We start from the raw sequence: 7706 nt of genomic DNA on the forward strand, positions 1-7706 counted from the left end.
CCCCTGGTGCTGGCGGTCCCGGCAGCTGCGCGCCGTCAACCCGGGAATCCGAAAGCCGGCTATGCTCTTCCGACTATCAAGTCGGTCGGCCGTTCGAACGCATTGGGATCCTGGTGAGCAACCATGCCGAAGCTTATTCCTGGGGCAGCATTCATGTTGATGTTCGGCCTGGGCGCCGTGGGCGCCATCGAATCGCGGTACACCACCGTCCTGGACAATTTTGCAGCTGGCAACAAGGCAGATAAGGACACCATCAGGATGCGCATTACCATCGCAGGCGACGCGCAGCAGCCCGAGCGGAACGTGCGTATCGGCGATATCCTGTTATGTTCCCGCTCGGCATGCTACCGGGCCCGCACTTCCGGTATCGTCGCTGTCGAAAGCACATCCCGAGGCGTTGCCGAAGTCGTGGCCGATGTGAAACTACCGTTTACAACAGTGACGGATATCTATTTCACCGATGTGGCAGGGATGTCGACCGTCCAAGGCCACCTGAAACTGGAGACGCCGCTCGCGGTCGAAAAAGGATTCCAGGGGCTCGAGCTCATGATCGCCGTGCGCAGGCTGGCATGGCCCGGGCGAACGCGGTATGTTCCGACCGCGGCCGCCAGCATGTATTTCCATCCCGAAGGCCATGTAGTGCGTTACCTGCCGACGGTGCGCACAGTGGCCGCATTACCCTTTGGCGCAACCTTGATCATTCCCGCCGGCGCGCTCGCCAAGCTACAGGTCTTCCATATCGGTGTCAGTGATACTGGCGATGTCTTTCCGATGATAGATATTTATCCGTATATAAAGCTACGCAAGGCAGCGACTGTCCAGGCCATGGCGTTTGCGGGACGCAGTTCCCGCCGTGGTCAGATGGTAGTCCCGGCAGCGATGGGCCCGGCCGAAGGGATGGCCATCCCGGCCCAGCTTGACGCAAGCAGGACGGCAAGGATTTCCCTGATGCAAACCATGTTGGTCAGACCCGGGGCGCTGGAAGGGTTTTAAGCAGCCCGGAATATCGCTGTGGCAACGCGATCGACGCGGCGCTGGCGGCGCCGGCGCGCTACCGGATCATCATGGGCACGCGCAGGGAACGCCTGCCGGCATGCCCAATGTCTCGGCGGTCGCGATCGTCATCGATACCGGCAGCCCGAACGAGAACGGCACCATCGACACCAGGCTCCGATAGCTCACCGGATCGCAGTCATCCGCGCTGGCTGTCTGGCATACGCGCACGCGCACCAGCCGTATGCAGCCTTCACTGTAAGGATCGCCGAGACAGTTCGCAAAATTGGCGGCCGGGCTTGCGGGCAGCGATCCGGATGGAATTGCCACCATGGTCATCACCCCACCGCTGCGCTGAATCCACATGTAGTCGATGATGATGTGCGTGTCGGTGACCGGCTGTGCGAACAGCAGGAATCCTGGCGAGTCGCGGAAGATGGCGCGCTGACGTACCGCTTGCATAGCTGCGGCATTGCTGAAGTCGGTATTCGTCGCAAGCGCGGCCGCACGACGCGTCACCTCCTGCAGTGTATTGATGACGTACATCGCGCGCGACATTTCGACCATACCGAAGAACAGCAGAAAGAAGACGATGCTCACGACCGAGAACTCGACGGCAGCAACGCCCTGCTGCTTCCTGCTGCGCGTCGGCCTCGTGCGGCGCTGCTCAATTACCCGCATAGCGCACCGTGACGTCTGCGGTCAGGAGCAGCCCGTCTTCGCCGAAGAGCGGGGCGGTGACGAATCCAAAGATATCGTCACGAACACGTATCTGGACGGCCACACGTACCGTGGATGGAATGCTCAATCCACCACAGATCAGACCATCACACAGGACCGACGGCGTCACCCCGACCAGGCCGGGCCTGATCTCATCGAGCTCGGCGTTGACAATCGCCTTCGCGAGCGCCGCAACGGCGGGTTCCGCGCCGCCAGTGGAATCCTGAATTTCCATGCGGGTTGCCTGGGACATGAATCGTGCGCCGTCGTGGGCCGCCTTTTCAGCCACACTGTAGTACCAGAATATTCTTGCCATAAAAAGGGGAACCGCCAGGAACAGGATCAACACTGGAAGGATGATCGCCGCCTCGACAGCGACGCTGCCGGTCTGCGCACGCCGTGCGCCTCGGTTGAATCGTGCTTTCATGGATAAAGCCTCACTCGCGTACGTAAAGTCTGTTCATCCGCCAGGCCGGCGAACTCGGCGTACAGATGGGTATCGTCGGCCTTCACGGTCATGAAGAATCTGCCGATTCCCTTCACCGTCGCACGCCCCCCCGATACGGGACACGAGAGCAAGGGAATATTGAGCACCCGCCGGTCGCGCACGCCAGCGTTGACGGGAGCCAGACCATACGTCGCGCCGCCGGCCGTATAAGGGGGCGATGACGGATAACTGGACTTGGCGGTTGGCTCGCCTGGGGTGTACAGGTCTTTCCAGCTCGATGTGGGGAAGGCGGCGTAGCCTCCTGACGGCATGGGATCGGCAAACCGGACTGCCCTGGCATAAGACCAGAGCGGGCCATACTGCGCGCCACTCGTCCCGGCCGGCGATGGATAAGGCCCCGCCACGGTCCAGCGCTTGTGATTGTCGTGGTCCTCATACAATACCGACGCCTGGGCCTGTGGTGTGGTCGTCATCCACGGCACGCTGCCATCATTGAACTTGTAAGGTTTGATGTTCCTGTCGGGCGGCGCGGTGCTGGGGGTGCATGGCGCGGTATATTCATCGAAGCGCGAATTGAATTGTTGGTAGTATTCGCTGAGGGCGAATGGCGACTGCACCGAGACCTTTCCTCCCGATATGCGCGCCATCCCCATCATCCCGGTGCAGACGGACGGCGCGACCGTATTGAAGTCGGCCGCCGCCGACGACGCGGCGCCGGGGCCGACGAACGGATGGATCAGGAAGGTCTGCCCTGCACCCGCCGATTCGGGGTTCAGTTGCATGAGGTCATAGCCGACACCGCGCCGAAAACCGTATTCTTCCAGCTCGCCATTCCGGTTACGCTTCTCATCATCGTGCATTGCACATATCCCGAATGGCATGACGCCGATCGCAGTCGGGCCAGCCACGGCACGTGCGCTTGTCGAGGTCACGGTATCGCCGGACGCGACAACTGGCAGAAACAGGGTCTCCACTTGCCCGTAATCCGGATCCAGTCCCGCGGTATCGATGCGGACGTACAGAAGGCCGTTGGGTGCGCTTCTCGCCGCTGCCTCGCCACTCGTGAGCCATGGACCATCAGGTGAAGCCCCGAATCTGATGGCGTCGTCGGACCAGTCCATCGCTGCCGCCAGGTAGCCATAACTGGGGCCGCCGTACATGACGGGTATCGCAAACAGCGCGGCTGCCTTCTGTGCCGCCTTGGTCAGGCCAGCCCTGGTGCCGTCCAGCTCGATCGCGGCGCTCACCGCAGCGGCGTCGGCGGCGCTCTGGAGTTCCATCTTCCGGTTGTATACGCGGGAAAGGTCCAGTGCCAGGCTGCAGAACCCGCATATGATGATGATCGCTGCAACGCCCATGATTCCTATTGCGCCATCCTCGCGGCCCGGACGCCTGAACGCCACGGGACTAGCGCGTCGCATGTAGGGCGTGCCTCTGTTGATGCCCATGCTGCCTCCTCCGGAATCCACACGCCTTCGAAACACGTATCAGCAAGTCTATTAGTCTTTAGACTATGCAAATTGATTTCTAGCAGTTGGCGCGGGAATTCTGGGAATCGGCATCACCGAATTGCCGGCTGGCGCTGCGTATCGGCCAGCTGGCGCTCCGCACCTTGGTCGGGCCTGGGCGCTGGTCGGCATCGCGCTCTTGCTGGCGTACCCAGCGGCGAAATGTCTCCGGTGTGCAGCCGCTCCTCATCGCTTCATTTTTTCAAAATGGAGCCTCCACAAAACTTGGGGCGATTTACATCGAAGCTGCTTGATCATGCGCGCATTCATCATGAATATGTGGCAGGATCGTCATTGGTATAGACCAGGTTACACAGCCCTCATGTCCATCATCTGCAACTGATCGGAACCAGCCATGAGTCAAATTACTCATACCGTAGGCAAACGGACATATACCTTTGCCGACCTGCGCGAACTCCTGGCCAGGGCAAGCCCGGCACGCTCGGGAGATCATCTGGCGGGAGTCGCGGCCGGCAGTGCCGAAGAACGCGTGGCCGCGCAGATGGCCCTGGCCTCGCTTCCCCTCACGACCTTCCTGAACGAGGCCGTCGTGCCCTACGAGACGGACGAAGTGACTCGCCTGATCCTCGACGAGCACGATGCCGGCGCTTTCCAGCGCATCCGCCACCTGACGGTCGGCGACTTTCGCAACTGGCTGCTGGGCGATGACGCCGACACGGCAACCCTGGGCCAGATCGCCCCGGGAGTCACGCCGGAGATGGCGGCCGCCGTGTCGAAGATCATGCGGATCCAGGACCTGGTGCTGGTCGCGCGCAAATGCCGGTCGGTCACGCGGTTTCGCAACACGATCGGTCTGCCGGGAACGCTGTCGACGCGCCTGCAGCCGAACCATCCGACCGATGACGCGTTCGGCATTGCAGCCAGCCTGCTCGACGGTCTGCTATACGGCAATGGCGATGCCGTCATCGGCATCAACCCGGCCACGGACAACGTGCAGCAGGTGATCCGCATCGTCGAGATGCTCGATGAGATCATCGCCCGTTACCAGGTTCCGACACAGTCGTGCGTGCTGACCCACGTGACCAACACGATCGCGGCCATCGAACGGGGCGCGCCGGTAGACCTGGTATTCCAGTCGATCGCCGGCACCCAGGCCGCGAACGCCAGTTTCGGCATCGAGCTCAAGCTGCTGGCCGAAGCGCAGGCGGCCGCCCTGTCACTGCGGCGGGGCACGGTCGGCGACAACGTGATGTACTTCGAGACCGGCCAGGGAAGCGCGCTGTCGGCCAACGCCAGCCACGGCCTCGACCAGCAGACCTGCGAGGCGCGCGCCTATGCCGTGGCGCGCAAGTTCAAGCCGCTGCTGGTGAACACCGTCGTCGGGTTCATGGGACCGGAATACCTTTATGACGGCAAGCAGATCATCCGAGCAGGACTGGAGGACCACTTCTGCGCCAAGCTGCTGGGCCTGCCCATGGGCTGCGACGTGTGCTACACGAACCATGCCGAGGCGGACCAGGACGACATGGACGTGCTGCTGACGATGCTCGGCGTGGCTGGCTGCACGTTCGTGATGGGCATTCCCGGCTCGGACGACATCATGCTGAACTACCAGACGACCTCGTTCCATGATGCGTTGTACGCGCGGCGGGCGCTCGGTCTTGCGCCGGCGCCGGAATTCCATGTGTGGCTGCGCGACATGGGCATTTTTGCGGGCGACGGCGAAGTCGCGCTGGGGCGCGGCTTGCCGGCGCCGTTCCAGCGCGCGCTGTCGCGCATTACCTGAGGTGAACACCATGTCGGAGACCGTCATCCCCGATCCCTGGCAGGCACTGCGCCGGTTCACGGCCGCGCGCATTGCGCTCGGTCACACCGGCGTCAGCCAACCCACGTCCGCCCAGCTCGATTTCCAGCTGGCGCACGCGCGCGCGCGCGACGCCGTGCACCTGGCGCTCGACACCGATACGCTGAGTCAGGCGATCGAGAGCGCATGGCCGGAAGCGGGCCCGTGCAAGGTACTGCACAGCGCCGCTGCCAACCGCAACGTGTACCTGCAACGGCCCGACCTCGGGCGGCGGCTGGCACCGGAGGCGAGCGCGGCCCTTGCCGCCACGCGCGATCCCTCTGTCGAAGGCCGTCCCTACGACGTCGCGTTCGTCATCACGGACGGCCTTTCCGCGCTGGCAGTCGCACAGAACGCCGCGCCATTCTTGCAGCTGCTGCGCACGCGACTGCTCGCACAGCGCTGGGCAGTCGCACCGCCATCCGTTGTTCTACAGGGCCGCGTGGCGGTCGGTGACGAGGTGGGAGAACTGCTCGGCGCCAAGATCGTTGTCGTCCTGATCGGCGAGCGTCCAGGCTTGAGTTCGCCCGACAGCATGGGCCTGTACATCACGTGGGCGCCGGCCGTCGGCCTGACTGACGAACGGCGCAACTGCATCTCGAACGTACGGCCGGCGGGGCAACCCTATGACGAGGCCGCGGCGCGGCTCCATTACCTGCTGTCCGAAGCGCGCCGGCGGGAGCTGACCGGCGTGGGGCTCAAGGACGAAACCATTGGAACGGTTGCGCTCGATGGCGAGCTAAAGCCCAATTTCCTGCTCTAATCACTGCGTCATCGCGAGGATTGCTCGCGGAAGCGGGGACGTTGGCAGCGTCGACGCAAGCGCGATCCCAGATGATCTGATGGCGCGCGCGCAGCCGTCACAGGTCGGCCTCCTGGACGCGCTGTCACACTGAGCTTGCATTCGTGGGACCGGGACCGGCGCGTCAGCACACTGCCGCAACCTGGGCCGCGCGGCAAATATTCCCACGGTATCCCAATCTTCAAAACACGCAAAAATACCTGTCAGGGTCGCGCGATCATCGAGACGCGCCCCCTCCTCTTACCGATCTATGGCGGCTCGACAGATGCGTTGCCGCAAGCAAACAAAGGTACTCGAGAAAAAAGCGCTCGCGCCGTGGTACAGGTCCGTCCAGAAAGACAGGGCGGTCACACGTCATCCACTTTTCCTGTCCTTGACCAATCATGAAGGCTGTTTCGATCGCGGATTCATCTTGCCCTATGCGTATAAATGTTTTCCGAAATTAATGTATGCGTGTGGCGCCTTGAAATTTCTTATGCATACAGATTAATACAATTTCAAATAACTTATCGGTATAAGATTTATTTGACAATTCTTGATCGGATACCAGACATTAATTTTCGCGGCCGCGATTTCCTTCAATACCCTTCTGTTGCTCAGTGATAATTCGCTGCCCGGATTGCTGTTGAAATGGTCCTCGTCGAAAGGTTAGCCGATGCGTTGTAGAGTTGTAGATTCGTTCATTCATTTTTTATCTTAGGAATAAACCAACCATGGTCCGAAAATTAATAATGGCCTTCACGGCCGCCCTGTTAACAAATTCCGCAATGGCTGCGACAATCGACTTTGAGTCTCAGGATGGTGGCTACGGATACTACGACTACAGCTTTCTTGAAGATGGATTCAAAGTTAGTTATTCAGCGATCGATCCATTCGGATTTTATCTTATGGATAACCCCGCTGACCATTTAGGCATGTGCGGCACCGGCTGCGCTTCAAATGGAACGACTGCATTCTATGGTTTTAATGGGAGTAGTATCACCTTCAATCTCGAGAACAAAGGCTTGTTCTCCTTCACATCATTGGATGTCGCCCAGACCTTTCTTGGCTACGGTCGTCCCTTGACCCTGACGCTCACTGCGATGGGGCTTAATGGCGTCGTAACGAACACGATCTTCGTGGAAGAGAATCTGGCTGAATCATTTTCAAATTTTAACTTTAAAGACTTTGTCAACATTTCGTCACTGACGATCACCGGCGGACAAGAATTCCCGGAGTTTGCGATTGATAATGTCGTCCTCTCTCCCGCAGAGGTTCCAGAACCCGCATCCTGGGCAACGCTGATTGCCGGCCTTGGAATCATTCGCTCAGTTCGCCGCCGGCGCTTGCCCAGTGGCGGTAGTTGTCAACAAAGATGTCGCGTCAAGTCATGCGGCTTTTCTTAATTGCTCTGGCGGTTTCCGTTCCGGATTCAGCCAGACTTCATCGTTC

At 60.6% G+C, this 7706-nt stretch carries 7 protein-coding genes; 4 read left to right on the plus strand and 3 right to left on the minus strand.

Translation table 11 applies throughout. The annotated features are described in order from the left end of the window. Positions 1–123: 123 nt before the first annotated feature. Positions 124–993, plus strand: a complete 870-nt coding sequence (locus ABIB42_RS18555) for a hypothetical protein (RefSeq protein ID WP_040776313.1) — start codon at positions 124–126, stop codon at positions 991–993. A 69-nt stretch (positions 994–1062) separates the two neighbouring features. Here the strand turns inward: ABIB42_RS18555 and ABIB42_RS18560 are convergent, their stop codons facing one another. The 3 genes from ABIB42_RS18560 to ABIB42_RS18570 are packed head-to-tail and all read right to left on the minus strand — an operon-like array spanning position 1063 to position 3609. After that, on the minus strand, positions 1063–1674 hold the full coding sequence (locus tag ABIB42_RS18560; protein ID WP_040776316.1) for a TadE/TadG family type IV pilus assembly protein: 612 nt from the start codon (positions 1672–1674) through the stop codon (positions 1063–1065). After that, positions 1661–2140 (minus strand): TadE/TadG family type IV pilus assembly protein, encoded by a 480-nt coding sequence (locus tag ABIB42_RS18565; protein WP_005667577.1) that lies wholly within the window; start codon positions 2138–2140, stop codon positions 1661–1663. The genes ABIB42_RS18560 and ABIB42_RS18565 overlap by 14 nt, the downstream gene beginning before the upstream one ends. Next, a complete protein-coding gene (locus ABIB42_RS18570; protein ID WP_429248785.1) occupies positions 2137–3609 on the minus strand; it encodes a pilus assembly protein TadG-related protein in 1473 nt (490 codons plus the stop codon). The genes ABIB42_RS18565 and ABIB42_RS18570 overlap by 4 nt, the downstream gene beginning before the upstream one ends. A gap of 415 nt (positions 3610–4024) precedes the next feature. Here ABIB42_RS18570 and ABIB42_RS18575 point away from each other — a divergent pair, with 415 nt between their 5' ends. The 3 genes from ABIB42_RS18575 (at position 4025) to ABIB42_RS18585 (ending at position 7660) form a co-directional block, all read left to right on the plus strand. Next, the gene (locus ABIB42_RS18575; RefSeq protein WP_429248786.1) at positions 4025–5416 is read left to right on the plus strand and encodes an ethanolamine ammonia-lyase subunit EutB; all 1392 of its coding nucleotides are present in this window, start codon (positions 4025–4027) and stop codon (positions 5414–5416) included. 10 nt (positions 5417–5426) lie between these two features. Further along, complete coding sequence (gene eutC, locus ABIB42_RS18580) at positions 5427–6236, plus strand: ethanolamine ammonia-lyase subunit EutC (protein ID WP_429248787.1); 810 nt, start codon at positions 5427–5429, stop codon at positions 6234–6236. Positions 6237–7006: 770 nt separating this feature from the next. Then, positions 7007–7660, plus strand: coding sequence for an NF038120 family PEP-CTERM protein (locus tag ABIB42_RS18585; RefSeq protein ID WP_429248788.1), 654 nt, complete (start codon positions 7007–7009; stop codon positions 7658–7660). Positions 7661–7706 lie beyond the last annotated feature (46 nt).

This window comes from Massilia sp. UYP32, assembly GCF_050434365.1.
GTDB classification, from domain to species: domain Bacteria; phylum Pseudomonadota; class Gammaproteobacteria; order Burkholderiales; family Burkholderiaceae_D; genus Telluria; species Telluria timonae.